At 64.9% G+C, this 15,072-nt stretch carries 27 protein-coding genes; all 27 read right to left on the minus strand.

From position 1 onward, the window contains the following. Positions 1–402 carry a 30S ribosomal protein S11 gene (gene rpsK, locus ACX80N_RS00620; protein ID WP_026531448.1) on the minus strand — a complete coding sequence of 134 codons (402 nt, stop codon included), beginning with the start codon at positions 400–402 and terminating at the stop codon, positions 1–3. 200 nt (positions 403–602) lie between these two features. Next, entirely contained in the window at positions 603–980 is a 378-nt protein-coding gene (gene rpsM / locus ACX80N_RS00625; RefSeq protein WP_104179298.1) for a 30S ribosomal protein S13, read from the minus strand. A gap of 164 nt (positions 981–1,144) precedes the next feature. Further along, complete coding sequence (rpmJ, locus tag ACX80N_RS00630; RefSeq protein ID WP_043440658.1) at positions 1,145–1,258, minus strand: 50S ribosomal protein L36; 114 nt, start codon at positions 1,256–1,258, stop codon at positions 1,145–1,147. Between the two features lie 21 nt (positions 1,259–1,279). Then, the gene (gene infA, locus ACX80N_RS00635; RefSeq protein WP_019481515.1) at positions 1,280–1,501 is read right to left on the minus strand and encodes a translation initiation factor IF-1; all 222 of its coding nucleotides are present in this window, start codon (positions 1,499–1,501) and stop codon (positions 1,280–1,282) included. A 288-nt stretch (positions 1,502–1,789) separates the two neighbouring features. Beyond that, positions 1,790–2,620 carry a type I methionyl aminopeptidase gene (map, locus tag ACX80N_RS00640; RefSeq protein WP_459338456.1) on the minus strand — a complete coding sequence of 277 codons (831 nt, stop codon included), beginning with the start codon at positions 2,618–2,620 and terminating at the stop codon, positions 1,790–1,792. Between the two features lie 5 nt (positions 2,621–2,625). Continuing rightward, positions 2,626–3,189 carry an adenylate kinase gene (locus ACX80N_RS00645; protein ID WP_105032914.1) on the minus strand — a complete coding sequence of 188 codons (564 nt, stop codon included), beginning with the start codon at positions 3,187–3,189 and terminating at the stop codon, positions 2,626–2,628. Between the two features lie 5 nt (positions 3,190–3,194). Further along, positions 3,195–4,505 carry a preprotein translocase subunit SecY gene (secY, locus tag ACX80N_RS00650; RefSeq protein ID WP_459337903.1) on the minus strand — a complete coding sequence of 437 codons (1,311 nt, stop codon included), beginning with the start codon at positions 4,503–4,505 and terminating at the stop codon, positions 3,195–3,197. A gap of 223 nt (positions 4,506–4,728) precedes the next feature. Further along, positions 4,729–5,226: a 50S ribosomal protein L15 gene (rplO, locus tag ACX80N_RS00655; protein ID WP_105032916.1), complete on the minus strand. Its 498-nt coding sequence runs from the start codon at positions 5,224–5,226 to the stop codon at positions 4,729–4,731. Further along, entirely contained in the window at positions 5,226–5,444 is a 219-nt protein-coding gene (gene rpmD / locus ACX80N_RS00660) for a 50S ribosomal protein L30 (protein WP_105032917.1), read from the minus strand. Before rpmD ends, rplO begins: the two co-directional genes overlap by 1 nt. Beyond that, a complete protein-coding gene (gene rpsE / locus ACX80N_RS00665; RefSeq protein ID WP_420808253.1) occupies positions 5,444–6,190 on the minus strand; it encodes a 30S ribosomal protein S5 in 747 nt (248 codons plus the stop codon). The genes rpmD and rpsE overlap by 1 nt, the downstream gene beginning before the upstream one ends. Continuing rightward, entirely contained in the window at positions 6,187–6,570 is a 384-nt protein-coding gene (rplR, locus tag ACX80N_RS00670) for a 50S ribosomal protein L18 (protein WP_105032919.1), read from the minus strand. Before rplR ends, rpsE begins: the two co-directional genes overlap by 4 nt. A 2-nt stretch (positions 6,571–6,572) precedes the next feature. Further along, entirely contained in the window at positions 6,573–7,109 is a 537-nt protein-coding gene (gene rplF, locus ACX80N_RS00675) for a 50S ribosomal protein L6 (protein WP_105032920.1), read from the minus strand. An 18-nt stretch (positions 7,110–7,127) separates the two neighbouring features. Then, positions 7,128–7,526, minus strand: coding sequence for a 30S ribosomal protein S8 (gene rpsH / locus ACX80N_RS00680; RefSeq protein WP_043440638.1), 399 nt, complete (start codon positions 7,524–7,526; stop codon positions 7,128–7,130). 87 nt (positions 7,527–7,613) lie between these two features. Then, positions 7,614–8,189, minus strand: coding sequence for a 50S ribosomal protein L5 (rplE, locus tag ACX80N_RS00685; protein ID WP_104118812.1), 576 nt, complete (start codon positions 8,187–8,189; stop codon positions 7,614–7,616). Continuing rightward, entirely contained in the window at positions 8,189–8,563 is a 375-nt protein-coding gene (gene rplX, locus ACX80N_RS00690; protein WP_105032921.1) for a 50S ribosomal protein L24, read from the minus strand. Before rplX ends, rplE begins: the two co-directional genes overlap by 1 nt. A gap of 3 nt (positions 8,564–8,566) precedes the next feature. Next, positions 8,567–8,935 carry a 50S ribosomal protein L14 gene (gene rplN / locus ACX80N_RS00695; protein WP_049829173.1) on the minus strand — a complete coding sequence of 123 codons (369 nt, stop codon included), beginning with the start codon at positions 8,933–8,935 and terminating at the stop codon, positions 8,567–8,569. Positions 8,936–9,272: 337 nt separating this feature from the next. Beyond that, positions 9,273–9,584, minus strand: a complete 312-nt coding sequence (rpsQ, locus tag ACX80N_RS00700) for a 30S ribosomal protein S17 (protein ID WP_105032922.1) — start codon at positions 9,582–9,584, stop codon at positions 9,273–9,275. Next, positions 9,581–9,922: a 50S ribosomal protein L29 gene (gene rpmC, locus ACX80N_RS00705; protein WP_104050955.1), complete on the minus strand. Its 342-nt coding sequence runs from the start codon at positions 9,920–9,922 to the stop codon at positions 9,581–9,583. Before rpmC ends, rpsQ begins: the two co-directional genes overlap by 4 nt. Positions 9,923–9,924: 2 nt before the next feature. Then, positions 9,925–10,341: a 50S ribosomal protein L16 gene (rplP, locus tag ACX80N_RS00710; RefSeq protein WP_049829176.1), complete on the minus strand. Its 417-nt coding sequence runs from the start codon at positions 10,339–10,341 to the stop codon at positions 9,925–9,927. Then, positions 10,342–11,187, minus strand: a complete 846-nt coding sequence (rpsC, locus tag ACX80N_RS00715; RefSeq protein ID WP_104118808.1) for a 30S ribosomal protein S3 — start codon at positions 11,185–11,187, stop codon at positions 10,342–10,344. Continuing rightward, positions 11,188–11,553, minus strand: a complete 366-nt coding sequence (rplV, locus tag ACX80N_RS00720) for a 50S ribosomal protein L22 (protein WP_105032923.1) — start codon at positions 11,551–11,553, stop codon at positions 11,188–11,190. Positions 11,554–11,590: 37 nt separating this feature from the next. Then, on the minus strand, positions 11,591–11,872 hold the full coding sequence (gene rpsS, locus ACX80N_RS00725; RefSeq protein WP_026549122.1) for a 30S ribosomal protein S19: 282 nt from the start codon (positions 11,870–11,872) through the stop codon (positions 11,591–11,593). A 12-nt stretch (positions 11,873–11,884) separates the two neighbouring features. Then, entirely contained in the window at positions 11,885–12,724 is an 840-nt protein-coding gene (rplB, locus tag ACX80N_RS00730; RefSeq protein ID WP_055768070.1) for a 50S ribosomal protein L2, read from the minus strand. 32 nt (positions 12,725–12,756) lie between these two features. Then, a complete protein-coding gene (gene rplW, locus ACX80N_RS00735) occupies positions 12,757–13,062 on the minus strand; it encodes a 50S ribosomal protein L23 (RefSeq protein WP_105032924.1) in 306 nt (101 codons plus the stop codon). Continuing rightward, complete coding sequence (rplD, locus tag ACX80N_RS00740) at positions 13,059–13,682, minus strand: 50S ribosomal protein L4 (RefSeq protein WP_105032925.1); 624 nt, start codon at positions 13,680–13,682, stop codon at positions 13,059–13,061. The genes rplW and rplD overlap by 4 nt, the downstream gene beginning before the upstream one ends. A gap of 4 nt (positions 13,683–13,686) precedes the next feature. Continuing rightward, a complete protein-coding gene (gene rplC, locus ACX80N_RS00745) occupies positions 13,687–14,343 on the minus strand; it encodes a 50S ribosomal protein L3 (RefSeq protein ID WP_459337904.1) in 657 nt (218 codons plus the stop codon). Between the two features lie 16 nt (positions 14,344–14,359). Beyond that, positions 14,360–14,668, minus strand: a complete 309-nt coding sequence (gene rpsJ, locus ACX80N_RS00750) for a 30S ribosomal protein S10 (RefSeq protein ID WP_026531952.1) — start codon at positions 14,666–14,668, stop codon at positions 14,360–14,362. Between the last annotated feature and the right edge of the window lie 404 nt (positions 14,669–15,072).

A 15,072-nucleotide genomic window follows, 5' to 3' on the forward strand; every position in this document is an offset into this window, starting at 1 on the left:
TTAGACGCGGCGGCGCTTGGGCGGGCGGCAGCCGTTGTGCGCGCTCGGGGTGACGTCGGAGATCGATCCGACCTCGAGGCCCGTGGCCTGCAGCGAGCGGATCGCGGTCTCGCGTCCGGAGCCCGGACCCTTCACGAAGACGTCGACCTTCTTGACGCCGTGCTCCTGCGCACGCTTCGCGGCGGCCTCGGCGGCCATCTGCGCAGCGAACGGGGTGGACTTGCGTGAACCCTTGAAACCGACCTCACCGGCGGAAGCCCAGGAGATGACTGCTCCGCTGGGGTCCGTGATGGACACGATGGTGTTGTTGAAGGTGCTCTTGATGTGCGCCTGACCGAGCGCGATGTTCTTCTTGTCCTTGCGACGCGGCTTACGAACCGCTCCACGAGTCTTGGGGGGCATTACTTCTCCTACGAAGGTATTGGGTAAAGCATGTGATCGGCTGATCGGACTAGCCGGAGATGCCGGCGGATCGAACCCTTGGACGGGCCTCCGTCGGCGACGGTTCCTGGATGCCGGGTCCCTCGTTAAAGGGCCCCTGATGGCGAGGGTCCCCTGGCCGGGCGAGCGCTAGCGAGCCTGGTTAGGGAGCCATCAGGGAACTAGCGCCCGACCTTCTTCTTGCCTGCGACCGTGCGCTTCGGACCCTTGCGGGTACGGGCGTTCGTCTTCGTACGCTGTCCACGTACGGGAAGGCCGCGGCGGTGCCGGATGCCTTCGTAGCTGCCGATCTCGACCTTGCGGCGGATGTCGGCTGCGACCTCACGGCGGAGGTCACCCTCGACCTTGAAGTTGCCCTCGATGTAGTCGCGGAGCTGGACCAGCTCTGCGTCGCTGAGGTCCTTGACGCGCGTGTTCGGGGAGATCCCCGTGTCCACGATCGTCTTCTCTGCACGGGTCTTGCCCACGCCGTAGATATAGGTAAGCGCGATGACTACCCGCTTTTCGCGGGGGATGTCTACGCCAGCGAGACGTGCCATAGTGGCGGTGCTCCTTTGGTGTTGCCGGAGGTGTGGAGCAGAACGTCCCCGGAACCGATGTTCCGGTCCCCGGCCTCCGAGCCGGGGGTGTACGTCCCCAGGGGGGACGCTGTTCTGCCGTCGAATGTACTTCTACGCGCGGGAAGAGCCTCTGGAAGAGGTTCTCAGCCCTGGCGCTGCTTGTGGCGCGGGTTCTCGCAGATGACGAGAACGTTGCCTTTGCGGCGGACCACCTGGCACTTCTCGCAGATCCGCTTCACGCTCGGGTTGACCTTCATGGTTTTCCTTCGAGTTGATTCTTATTTGTAGCGGTAGACGATACGGCCCCGGGTGAGGTCGTACGGGCTGAGTTCCACTACGACCCGGTCCTCAGGAAGGATCCGAATGTAGTGCTGGCGCATCTTTCCCGAGATGTGGGCGAGAACAATGTGACCGTTGGCCAACTCAACGCGGAACATCGCGTTGGGCAGCGCCTCGTTCACAGTGCCTTCAATCTCAATGACACCGTCTTTCTTGGCCATATCCTCCGCTAACGTCTATGCCCACCAGTTGCACGGCGGACGGGTTCAGGGTTGTGGTCGCCCGGCCCGCGGGGAGCCGGAGCTCGTCCTGCGGGACAGTCTCCGGGGCCGATTGGGCACGGAAAGCAGAGACAACCAACAGACAACTCTACGCTACGGCTTCCCAGAGATGAAATCGGCGGTGTCTTCCGTTACGCCGTCCGTCCCCGGGCCAGAGACGGGAGAGGCCCCGCACCGGAGTGCGGGGCCTTCGTCGGTGGGACCCGACCGACGAGGGTCTGTCCCGGATCAGCCCTCCAGGGGAGCCGGCGTCACGCCGAGCGGTTCGAGGCGGGACGCTCCCCCGTCCGGCGCGGACAGCACCCAGATGCCACCATCATGCACCGCGACGCTGTGCTCCCACTGGGACGCACGTTTGCCGTCCGTGGTGATGACCGTCCAGTCGTCCGCGAGGACTGCTGTCTCGAGTCCGCCCTGCACGAGCATCGGCTCGATCGCGAGGCACAGGCCCGGCCTGACCTTCGGCCCGCGGTGGGTGCTGCGGTAGTTGAGGACGTCCGGTGCCTGGTGCATCTCCGTACCGATGCCATGACCCACGTAGTCCTCGAGGATGCCGAGGGGCGGTCCGGGGGCCGAGGAGACGTAGTCGTCGATGGCCGTGCCGATGTCACCCACGAAGCGGGCCGAGGCGAGGGCGGCGATCCCGCGCCACATCGCCTCCTCGGTGACGTCGGAGAGCCGGACGTCCTCGGGTCGCGGCGAGCCGACGATCACCGTGCGCGCGGAATCGGAGTGCCATCCCCGAACCACGGCGCCGCCATCGATCGAGATGATGTCCCCGTCCTGCAGGGCGTAGCCCCCCGGGATGCCGTGCACCACCTCGTGGTTGACGGAGGTGCAGATGCTGGCAGGGAAGCCGTGGTAGCCGAGGAAGTTCGACGTCGCACCCTCCTCCCGGAGGACGCCCTCGAACACCTCGTTCAGCTCTGCGGTCGTGACACCCACCGTCGCGGCGGCGACGGTGTCGTCGAGTGCCCGGGACAGCACGAGACCGGCCTCGCGCATCACGAGCATCTGGCGGGTGGTCTTGTACTCGACCTTGGGCTGGCGGAACATGATGGGTCCTAGCTCGGGACGGTGAGTGCTGCCATGACGCGCTCGGTGACGCCGTCGATCGTGCCGATCCCGTCCACCTTCGTCACGATCCCGCGCTCGTCGTAGCGCGAGACCACGGGCTCGGTCTGGTCGTGGTAGAGGCCCAGCCTGTGGCGGATGACCTTCTCGGTGTCGTCGGAACGGCCGTCCAGCGTCGCCCGCCCGAGGAGCCGCTTCACGAGCTCCTCGTCGTCCGCGGTCAGCTGCAGGACGACGTCGAGCTCGAGGTCGTTCTCCCGGAGGATGTCGTCGAGCTCGGTGACCTGCGCCGCGGTGCGGGGGTAGCCGTCGAGCAGGAAGCCCTCCTGGACGTCGTCGGCCGCCAGGCGGTCGCGCACCATGCTGTTGGTGACGCTGTCCGGAACGAAGTCACCGGCGTCCATGTACGCCTTGGCCTCGACGCCGAGGGGCGTCTCGCGCTTGACGTTGTCGCGGAAGATGTCGCCGGTGGAGATCGCCACGACGCCGAGGCGCTCGGAGATACGCGCGGCCTGGGTTCCCTTGCCCGAACCGGGAGGACCGATGATCAGCATTCTAGTCAACGCAACAACCCTTCGTAGTGACGCTGCTGGAGCTGGGCGTCGATCTGCTTCACGGTCTCCAGGCCCACGCCCACCATGATGAGGATCGAGGTGCCGCCGAACGGGAAGTTCTGGTTGGCGCCGATCGCCACAAGGGCGATCAGCGGGATCAGGGCAACGAGCCCGAGGTAGATGGCGCCGGGCAGCGTGATGCGGGAGAGCACGTACTGGAGGTACTCCGCCGTGGGGCGGCCGGCGCGGATGCCCGGAATGAAGCCGCCGTATTTCTTCATGTTCTCGGACACCTCGTCCGGGTTGAAGGTGATGGCCACGTAGAAGTAGGTGAAGAACACGATCAGCAGGAAGTACATGGCCATGTAGAGGGGGTGGTCCCCGCTGGTCAGGTACGTCGTGATCCAGTTGACCCACCCGGCAGGGGCGGTGCCGTCCTGCGGGGTGTTGAACTGCGCGATGAGGCTCGGCAGGTACAGCATCGAGGACGCGAAGATCACGGGGATGACGCCGGCCATGTTGACCTTGATCGGGATGTAGGTGCTGCTGCCGCCGAGGGTGCGGCGTCCCACCATGCGCTTGGCGTACTGCACGGGGATGCGGCGCTGCGACTGCTCCACGAAGATCACGAGGGCGACGACGACGACACCCATCGCGAGGACGAACGCAAAGACGGTGGCGCCCTGGGTGCGGAGGATCTCGCCCAGCGAGGTCGGGAAGCCGGCGGCGATGGCCGTGAAGATGAGGAGGGACATGCCGTTACCGACACCCCGCTCCGTGATGAGCTCGCCCATCCACATGATGAGGCCGGTTCCCGCGGTCAGGGTGATGATCAGGAGGATGATGGTGATCAGCGAGTCGTCCGGGATCAGGGGCACGGGGCAGTCACCCAGCAGCGCGCCGGAGCGGGCCAGCGACACCAGCGTCGTGGCGTTCAGCAGGCCGAGGGCGATGGTCAGGTAGCGCGTGTACTGCGTCAGCGTGGACTGCCCCTGGGCGCCTTCCTGGTGCAGTTCCTGGAAGCGGGGAATGACGACCCGGAGGAGCTGGGTGATGATGCTCGCGGTGATGTACGGCATGATGCCCAGCGCGAAGATGGACACCTGGAGCAGGGCACCGCCGCTGAACAGGTTGACGAACTGGTAGAGGCCGCCCTCGGTGTTGCCGAGCTGGAGGCACTGCTGGACGTTGCCGTAGTCGACGCCCGGGGCGGGGATGAAGGCCCCGAGGCGGAAGATCGTGATGATTCCCAGCGTGAACAACAGCTTGCGCCGCAAGTCTGGCGTCCGGAATGCCCGGCCAATAGCGCTAAGCAAGCGTCCTCCTGAAGGTCTTTTGGTCCTGAGGCGGACCGTACACAACAACCGAGTCTAACGGTTGGTCACCGGTGCGAGAGAACCGGCGGATGGCGGGGTGGCTGGAGCCGAAAAAAGACCCCTGGTGGGCTGATCGAGTCCAGCCCACCAAGAGTCTAGTTCCAAAGTGCCGTCGATCACAGCCGCCCCTCCCCCGGGGACCGGGAGCGGGGCGGCCGGCGACCTACAGCTCGGTGATCGTCCCGCCGGCCGCGATGATCTTTTCCGCAGCGGAGGCGGAGAAGGCGTCGACGGCCACGTTGACGGCCACGGTGATGTCGCCGGTCCCCAGCACCTTCACGGGCTGGTTCTTGCGGACGGCGCCGTTCGCCACGAGGCTGTCCACGGTGACGTCGCCGCCAGCGGGGTACAGCTCGGAGAGCTTGTCCAGGTTCACGACCTGGAACTCGACGCGGAACGGGTTCTTGAAGCCGCGCAGCTTGGGAAGGCGCATGTGCAGCGGCAGCTGGCCGCCGGCAAATCCTGCCTTCACCTGGTAGCGGGCTGCAGTTCCCTTGGTACCGCGGCCGGCGGTCTTACCCTTCGAACCCTCACCACGGCCCACACGGGTCTTCGCCGTCTTGGCACCCGGTGCGGGGCGGAGGTGGTGGACCTTGAGCGCGTGGACGCGCTCGACCTTGGCCTCGGTGGCGGCCGGAGCCGCGATGTTGTTCTCTGCCATTAGTTGGCCTCCTCAACCTTCAAGAGGTGCGGAACCGTGTTGATCATGCCGACGGTGACGGCATCGGCTTCACGGACCACGGTGTGGCCGATCCGCTTGAGGCCGAGTGACCGCAGCGTGTCGCGCTGGTTCTGCTTGCCGCCGATGGCGGACTTGATCTGGGTGATCTCGAGCCGTGCCGAGCTGACGAGCACGTTCTTCGGGGTGATCGCGGTCATCACGCACCTGCCTTCTGAGCTGCGATCGCGCGCAGCATCTGGTGGGATGCGACCTCGTCGAGGGGCAGGCCACGGCGGGCAGCCACGGCCTGGGGCTCCTCGAGGCGCTTCAGCGCGTCAACGGTCGCGTGAACGATGTTGATGGCGTTCGCGGAACCGAGCGACTTCGACAGAACGTCGTGGATGCCGACGCACTCCAGGACCGCACGCACCGGACCACCGGCGATGACGCCGGTACCCGGGGAGGCGGGACGGAGCAGGACGACGCCGGCAGCTGCCTCACCCTGCACCAGGTGCGGGACGGTGCCACCGATGCGCGGGACGCGGAACATCGTCTTCTTGGCTTCCTCGACGGCCTTCTGGATGGCGGAGGGAACTTCCTTCGCCTTGCCGTAGCCGACGCCGACCATGCCGTTGCCGTCGCCTACCACCACGAGGGCGGTGAAGCTGAAGCGGCGGCCGCCCTTGACGACCTTGGCGACACGGTTGATGGTCACGACGCGTTCGATGAACTTGTCCTTGTCGTCGTTGCGGCCGCCGTCGCGCCCGTCACGGCCACCACGGCCGCCACGCTCGCCGCCACGGGAGTTGCCGCCACGCTCGCCGCCGCGGGCGTTGCCGCCGCGGCCACGGTTCGCGTCAGCCGACGCGGTGTCCGTCGTGCCTGCGGCTGTTGTCGCCTCGGCCGCGGGCTGCTCTGTAGCCGTATTCAATGGGGCTTCCTTTGCCTTGATCTCCTCGGTCACAGTGCCAGCCCACCTTCACGTGCGCCGTCTGCGATTGCTGCTACGCGACCGTGGTACTTGTTGCCGCCGCGGTCGAAGACGACCGCTTCGACGCCGGCGGCCATGGCACGCTGTGCAACGAGTTCGCCAACGCGCTTGGCCTTGGCGGTCTTGTCACCGTCGAACACACGGAGGTCCGCTTCGAGGGTGGAGGCTGATGCCACGGTCACGCCCTTGGTGTCGTCGACGACCTGCACGAAGACGTGGCGGGCCGAACGGTTGACGACCAGGCGGGGACGGACGGCCGTGCCGGAGACGCGCTTGCGTACCCGGAGGTGGCGGCGTCCACGCGAGGCGGACTTGCTCTTCGAGCTGCGCTTCTTGTTGATGCTCAGACCCATGGTTACTTACCAGCCTTTCCGACCTTGCGGCGGATGATCTCGCCTGCGTAGCGGATGCCCTTGCCCTTGTAGGGGTCGGGCCTGCGCAGCTTGCGGATGGTTGCAGCGACCTCGCCGACCTGCTGCTTGTTGATGCCTGCGACCGAGAGCTTGGTGGGGCTGTCGACGGTCAGGGTGATGCCCTCAGGAGCCTTGACGGCGACCGGGTGGCTGTACCCCAGAGCGAACTCGAGGTCGCTGCCCTTGGCCTGCACACGGTAACCCGTGCCCACGATCTCGAGGTTCTTCTTGTAGCCCTCGGTGACTCCGACGATCATATTGGAGATCAGCGTGCGGGTGAGCCCGTGGAGCGAACGCGCCTCGCGCTCGTCGTTGGGGCGTGAGACGGTCAGGGTGCCCTCGTCCAGGGTGACCTCGATGGGGCTGGGAACCGTGTGGCTCAGCTCGCCCTTCGAGCCCTTGACCGAAACCTCGCTACCGTTGATGCTGACCTCGACACCGGCGGGAACGGCGATGGGGAGACGTCCAATACGTGACATTATTCTTTCCCTTTCCCGTTACCAGACGTAGGCGAGGACTTCCCCACCCACACCCTTCTTGGATGCCTGGCGGTCCGTGAGCAGACCGGAGGACGTGGACAGGATGGCGATACCGAGTCCGCCGAGCACGTGCGGCAGGTTCGTGGACTTCGCGTACACGCGCAGTCCCGGCTTGGAGATACGGCGGATACCGGCGATGGAACGCTGGCGGTCCGGACCGAACTTGAGGTCGATGGTCAGCTTCTTGCCGACCTCCGCCTCCTCTTCCTTCCAGCCGGCGATGTAGCCTTCGGCCTTAAGGATGTCCGCGACGCGGGCCTTGAGCTTGCTGTACGGCATGGACACGGAGTCGTGGTAAGCCGAGTTCGCATTGCGCAGACGCGTGAGCATGTCTGCGACAGGATCTGTCATTGTCATGTGGGCTCTTGCCCTTCCTCGAAACGGTTTCCGTGCTCCGATCGGCACACGGGGTGCCGGCTGGAGTGGACCTGAGACGTAGTTAGATTAATCTTCGGATTTGAAGGGGAAGCCAAGCGCCTTGAGGAGCGCGCGGCCCTCGGCGTCGGTCTTGGCGGTGGTGACGACGGTGATGTCCATGCCTCGGACGCGGTCGATACGGTCCTGGTCGATCTCGTGGAACATGGACTGCTCCGTGAGGCCGAAGGTGTAGTTGCCGTTGCCGTCGAACTGCTTGCCGTTGAGGCCGCGGAAGTCACGGATACGGGGCAGGGCCAGGGAGATGAGGCGGTCCGTGAATTCCCACATGCGGTCGCCACGGAGGGTGGCGTGCGCACCGATGGGCATTCCTTCGCGGAGCTTGAACTGCGCGATGGACTTGCGGGCCTTCGTGACCTGGGGCTTCTGGCCCGTGATCGCGGTGAGGTCCTTGACGGCGCCGTCGATCAGCTTGGAGTCCTTGGCGGCGTCACCGACACCCATGTTCACGACGACCTTGACCAGGCGCGGGACCTGGTTCACGTTGGCGTAGTTGAACTCTTCCTGCAGGGTGGCCTTGATCTCGGAGGCGTAGCGCGCCTTGAGGCGGGGAAGAACCTTGGTTTCTGTGGTTTCGACAGTCATTACAGATCCTTCCCTGATGACTTGGCCACGCGGATGCGGACGACGCGCTCGCGACCGTCACGCTCGACGGTCTCGGTGCGGAATCCGACGCGGGTCGGCTTCTTGGTCTCGGGGTCGACGACCGCGACGTTGCTGATGTGCACAGGGGCCTCGACGACCTCGATGCCACCGGTCGTGGTGCCGCGCTGCGACTGCCCGACCTTGGTGTGCTTGGTGATCCGGTTGATGCCTTCCACGAGGACACGGTTGGTGTCCGGGTAGACCTTCAGTACCTTGCCCTGCTTGCCGCGGTCTCCGCCGCGCTCCTGCTTGGCTCCGGTGATGACCTGCACGAGGTCACCCTTCTTGATCTTGAGCTTTGTCTTCTGTGCCATGGACTACAGCACCTCCGGCGCCAGCGAGATGATCTTCATGAAACGCTTGTCGCGGAGCTCGCGACCGACAGGGCCGAAGATACGGGTACCGCGGGGGTCGCCGTCGTTCTTCAGGATCACTGCTGCGTTCTCGTCGAACTTGATGTAGGAACCGTCCGCGCGGCGGCGTTCCTTCTTGGTGCGGACGATGACCGCCTTGACGACGTCGCCCTTCTTGACGTTGCCGCCGGGGATCGCGTCCTTCACGGTGGCGACGATGACGTCGCCGATGCCTGCGTAGCGGCGCCCGGATCCTCCGAGAACGCGGATGGTCAAGATTTCCTTGGCACCCGTGTTGTCGGCGACCTTTAGCCGCGACTCCTGCTGAATCACTTGTTACTCCTGTCGTCGCGCCGGTTCTCTCGTCGAGCCTTGCGGAACGGATATGGGTGGGCCCCGTAATACTGGTACTCAGCACGTGCACGCCTGGGCGCGGCTGTGCGTGGATCTTCTGCACAGCGGATTCGTGGTGAACAAGATTATCGGGCTTTTGCCTATTTGCCCGGTGTGCAGGAAACCCTGGGAAGGCCCTGCGAAGGAGGCTTCGTCAGGGCATGCGCCAGCCCACCAGACAGACAAGATTCTTATAGTATCGCGAGAATGCCCCGGGCACGAAATCGTGTCCGGGGCATTCAGGGCCGGCACTGCCGGACCGGGTACTGCTCGGGTGCTACTTGGCCTTCTCGATGACCTCGACCAGGCGCCACCGCTTGGTGGCGGACAGCGGCCGGGTCTCGCTGATCAGGACCATGTCGCCGATGCCGGCGATGTTCTGCTCGTCGTGCGCCTTGACCTTGGAGCTGCGGCGGAGCACCTTGCCGTACAGGGCGTGCTTCACGCGGTCCTCGACCTCGACGACGATCGTCTTCTCCATCTTGTCCGAGACGACGTAGCCACGACGTACCTTGCGGTAGCCGCGCGAGTCGGCGCCGTGGGCGGCCTTCTCGGTTCCTACTGTCGCTTCGCTCTGCTGCTCACTCATTTGGCGTCCTCCTCAGAAGCCTCGGTGTCCACGGACGGTGCGTCCTTGGAGGCCTTCTTGGCTTTCTTGGGCTTCTCCTCCTTGGCGGGCTTCGCTTCCTCGACGGGAGCGACGACCTCGGGGCGGATACCCAGTTCACGCTCACGCAGCACCGTATAGATGCGGGCGATGTCGCGCTTGACCGAACGAAGGCGCCCGTGGCTTTCGAGCTGGCCCGTGGCCGACTGGAAACGGAGGTTGAACAGCTCCTCCTTGGCCTTGCGCAGTTCTTCCACCAGACGGTCCTTGTCGAAGCCGTCCAGCTGGTCTGTTGCCAGTTCCTTTGAACCCAGAGCCATAACTATTCACCACCCTCACGACGCACGATGCGTGCCTTCAACGGCAGCTTGTGGATCGCGAGGCGCAGGGCTTCGCGGGCTACCTCTTCGGAAACACCGGACAGTTCGAACAGAACACGTCCCGGCTTGACGTTGGCCACCCACCACTCGGGCGAACCCTTACCGGAACCCATGCGGGTCTCGGCAGGCTTCTTGGTCAACGGGCGGTCCGGATAGATGTTGATCCAGACCTTGCCGCCACGCTTGATGTGGCGGGTCATGGCGATACGAGCGGACTCGATCTGGCGGTTGGTGACGTATGCCGGGCTCAGCGCCTGGATACCCCACTCGCCGAAGCTGACCTCGGTACCGCCGGTAGCAGCGCCGGAACGACCCGGGTGGTGCTGCTTGCGAAATTTGACGCGACGCGGGATAAGCATCTAAGCCTGTCCTCCTTCAGTCGCAGCGGGTGCTGCGGCGGTTTCGGCGGGTGCCGAGGCACCCTGGCCCTCGGAGCGCTCGGGAGCACGACGACGGCGGTCTCCACCACGGTCGCCACCGCGGTCGGCGCCGGCAGGGCCACGGCCCGGACGGTCTCCACCGCGGCCACGGGAAGGAGCTGCTGCAGCCTGGGCTGCGAGTTCCTTCGCCGTGACGTCACCCTTGTAGATCCAGACCTTCACGCCGATGCGGCCGAAGGTGGTCTTCGCCTCGAAGAAGCCGTAGTCGATGTTGGCACGGAGCGTGTGCAGGGGAACGCGTCCCTCGCGGTAGAACTCCGAACGGCTCATTTCTGCGCCGCCCAGACGACCGGAGCACTGGACACGGATGCCCTTGGCGCCGGCACGCTGTGCGGACTGCATGGCCTTCTTCATCGCACGGCGGAACGCCACGCGGGAGGAAAGCTGCTCGGCGATGCCCTGGGCCACGAGCTGTGCCTCGATCTCGGGGTTCTTGACCTCGAGGATGTTCAGCTGGACCTGCTTGCCGGTGAGCTTCTCGAGCTCGCCGCGGATGCGGTCCGCCTCTGCTCCACGGCGGCCGATGACGATGCCGGGACGTGCCGTGTGGATGTCCACGCGGACACGGTCACGGGTGCGCTCAATCTCGACCTTCGCGATGCCGGCGCGGTCCATGCCGGTCGACATGAGCTGGCGGATCTTGATGTCTTCGCGGACGAAGTCACGGTAGCGCTGGCCCGGCTTGTTGCTGTCGGCGAACCAGTGTGACCGGTGGTCGGTGGTGATGCCGAGTCGGAACCCGTGCGGGTTTACTTTCTGTCCCACTTAGCGGACCTCCACTTTCTGAGGGGTAGCGACGACAACCGTGATGTGGCTGGTCCGCTTGTTGATGCGGAACGCGCGGCCCTGGGCACGCGGACGGAACCGCTTCATCGTGGGGCCTTCATCGACGAATGCTTCGCTGATGATGAGGTTGTCCTCGTCGAAGGCCACGCCGTCGCGGTCCGCGAGGACCCGGGCGTTGGCCATGGCCGACTGGACCACCTTGAATACCGGCTCCGAAGCAACCTGTGGGGCAAACTTCAGAATAGCCAGAGCCTCATTCGCCTGCTTACCACGAACAAGGTTGACGACGCGCCGGGCCTTCATAGGCGTTACGCGGATATGACGCGCAATAGCCTTGGCTTCCATTGCTTTCCTTCTCTCGTCTTAGCCGTAAGAGCAGCGCCTAGCGGCGCTTGCCCTTGCGGTCGTCCTTAACATGGCCGCGGAAGGTCCGCGTGGGAGCGAATTCGCCGAGCTTGTGCCCGACCATCGACTCGGTGACGAACACCGGGATGTGCTTGCGTCCGTCATGCACCGCGATCGTGTGCCCGAGCATGTCGGGGACGATCATGGAGCGGCGGGACCACGTCTTGATGACGTTCTTCGTGCCCGATTCGTTCTCGCGAGCGACCTTTACGTAAAGGTGCTGATCGACGAAGGGGCCTTTCTTCAGGCTGCGTGGCATGTCTCCAGGCTCCTATCGCTTGTTCTTGCCGGAACGACGGCGACGCACGATGAGTGAGTCGCTCTCTTTGTTGGGGCGACGGGTACGGCCTTCGGCCTTACCGTTCGGGTTGACCGGGTGGCGTCCACCGGAGGTCTTGCCCTCGCCACCACCGTGCGGGTGGTCGACCGGGTTCATGGCGACACCGCGGACGGTCGGGCGGATGCCCTTCCAGCGGTTACGGCCGGCCTTGCCCCAGTTGATGTTCGACTGCTCGGCGTTGCCGACCTCGCCGATCGTCGCGCGGCAGCGGACGTCGACGTTGCGGATCTCGCCGGAGGGCAGTCGCAGCTGGGCGAAGCGGCCTTCCTTGGCGACGAGCTGGACCGACGCACCGGCGGAGCGTGCCATCTTCGCGCCGCCACCTGGACGGAGCTCGACGGCGTGGATGACGGTACCCACGGGGATATTGCGCAGCGGCAGGTTGTTGCCGGGCTTGATGTCGGCCCCGGCCCCGGCCTCGACGAAGTCGCCCTGCTTGAGCTTGTTCGGCGCGACGATGTAGCGCTTGGTGCCGTCGACGTAGTGCAGGAGGGCGATGCGCGCGGTGCGGTTCGGATCGTACTCGATCTCGGCAACGCGGGCGTCGACGCCGTCCTTGTCGTGGCGGCGGAAGTCGATCAGGCGGTACTGACGCTTGTGTCCACCGCCCTTGTGGCGGGTCGTGATCTTACCGGTGTTGTTGCGTCCACCCTTCTTGGGGAGGGGACGGACCAACGACTTCTCCGGCGTCGACCGGGTGATTTCAGCGAAGTCGGCAACGCTCGAGCCGCGACGGCCCGGGGTTGTCGGCTTGTATTTACGGATTCCCATAACTCAATTCCTCGTTAAAGTGGTCTCCGCTCTCAGGAGAGCGGACCGCCGAAGATGTCGATCGTGCCCTCTTTGAGGGACACGATGGCACGCTTGGTGCCCTTGCGCTGGCCCCAGCCGAACTTGGTGCGCTTGCGCTTACCCGCCCGGTTGATGGTGTTGATGGAGTCGACCTTCACGGAGAAGATCTTCTCGACCGCCAGTTTGATTTCTTCCTTGTTCGAGCGGGGGTCGACCAGGAAGGTGTACTTGCCTTCGTCGATCAGGCCGTAGCTCTTTTCCGATACGACGGGTGCAATGACGACGTCGCGCGGGTCCTTTGCGATGGTGCCGCTCACTTGGCATCCTCCTCGGAGATGACATCAGCCGTGCCGACGAACTGGTCGTAGGCGGCCTTGGTGAAGATCACGTCATCGGACACCAGCACGTCGTACGTGTTGAGCTGGTCTACGTAGAGGACGTGTACCTCGGGGACGTTGCGCACCGACAGTGCTGCGACGTCGTTGGCACGCTCGATCACGACGAGCAGGCGGGGCCGCTCGGAGATCGCGCGGAGGGTCTCGATGGCACCCTTGGTCGACGGCTTGCCGCCGGTGACGAGGGACTCGAGGACGTGGATACGGCCGTTGCGTGCCCGGTCCGAGAGGGCTCCGCGCAGGGCGGCGGCCTTCATCTTCTTGGGGGTGCGCTGGCTGTAGTCGCGGGGCGTGGGCCCGTGGACGACGCCACCACCGGTCATGTGGGGGGCGCGGATCGAACCCTGACGGGCACGACCGGTTCCCTTCTGCTTGAACGGCTTGCGGCCTGCGCCACTGACCTCGGCGCGGGTCTTCGTCTTGTGCGTGCCCTGGCGGGCGGCGGCAAGCTGAGCCACGACGACCTGGTGCAGCAGCGGCACGTTGGTCTGTGCGTCGAAGATCTCCGCGGGGAGATCGACCTTTACAGTGTTGGCAGCCATCTGGCTATGCTCCCTTCACGGCGGTGCGTACGAGGACGACCTGGCCGCGGGCGCCGGGGACGGCACCCTTGATCAGCAGCAGCGACTTCTCGGCGTCGACAGCGTGAACGCGGAGGTTCAGCGTGGTCTGACGAACGGCACCCATACGGCCTGCCATTTTCATTCCACGGAAGACGCGGCTGGGGGTGGATGCTCCACCGATGGAACCGGGCTTGCGGTGGTTCTTGTGGGCACCGTGCGAGGCGCCGACACCGTGGAAGCCGTGACGCTTCATGACGCCGGCGAAGCCCTTGCCCTTGGTGGTGCCGATGACGTCGACCGTCTGGCCGGCCTCGAACATCTCGACGGAGAGCTCCTGGCCGAGCGAGTAGCTCTCGGCGTCGGAGGTGCGCAGCTCGACGACGTGACGGCGGGGCGTGACGCCTGCCTTCTCGAAGTGTCCGGCGAGCGGCTTGGTGACCTTGCGGGGATCGATCTGGCCGAAGCCGATCTGGACGGCCGTGTAGCCGTCCTTGTCCGCGCTGAGGAGCTGCGTGATGACGTTGGAGTCAGCCTGGACGACGGTGACGGGGATGAGGACGTTGTTCTCGTCCCAGACCTGGGTCATGCCGAGCTTGACGCCCAGCAGGCCCTTGACCTGGCGCGTAAGTGAAGTAGACATGTGTATCCGCTCTCCCTTACAGCTTGATTTCGATGTTCACGTCCGCAGGCAGATCGAGACGCATCAGCGAATCGACGGCCTTGGGCGTGGGATCAATGATGTCGATCAGACGCTTGTGAGTACGCATTTCGAAGTGCTCACGGCTGTCCTTGTACTTGTGCGGGGACCGGATGACAACGAATACGTTCTTCTCCGTGGGCAGGGGCACGGGGCCCACTACCGTTGCGCCTGCGCGCGTCACCGTCTCAACGATCTTCCGTGCTGAAACATCGATGACCTCGTGGTCATATGACTTCAGCCGGATGCGGATTTTCTGTCCCGCCATGGCGTCTCGACTCTCTCTCTAACTGCCTGGGCAGTTCCGGTACATGCGTACATTTCCTGCGCCCGTTGTACGACGCTTCCTGAGCAGACTGAATCCGGAAGAATCCGGGTTCCTCACCCTGCCAGGGCTCCGACCCCCGCGCTCGGGCGTGTCGCGCTGTGGGGAAACCACAATCTGGACACACACGCTCCGCTGATTCCGGCAGGGCCGAACGGGGTGGATTATATTTGGGCCACGCGATTCGGCGGACCTGATCCCTGCATCGGGCATTATCCCGACCGGGATGAAGTCTCAGACCACGCGCGTGAGCACTTGAACAACTTATCTAGTGTCGCAGATTGCCCTGACGATTGCGAACCGACGGGACGCGGGCCCGGGTGATGTGCGCTACTCCCCCGCCGACG

It is taken from the genome of Arthrobacter sp. MDT2-16, from assembly GCF_054510925.1.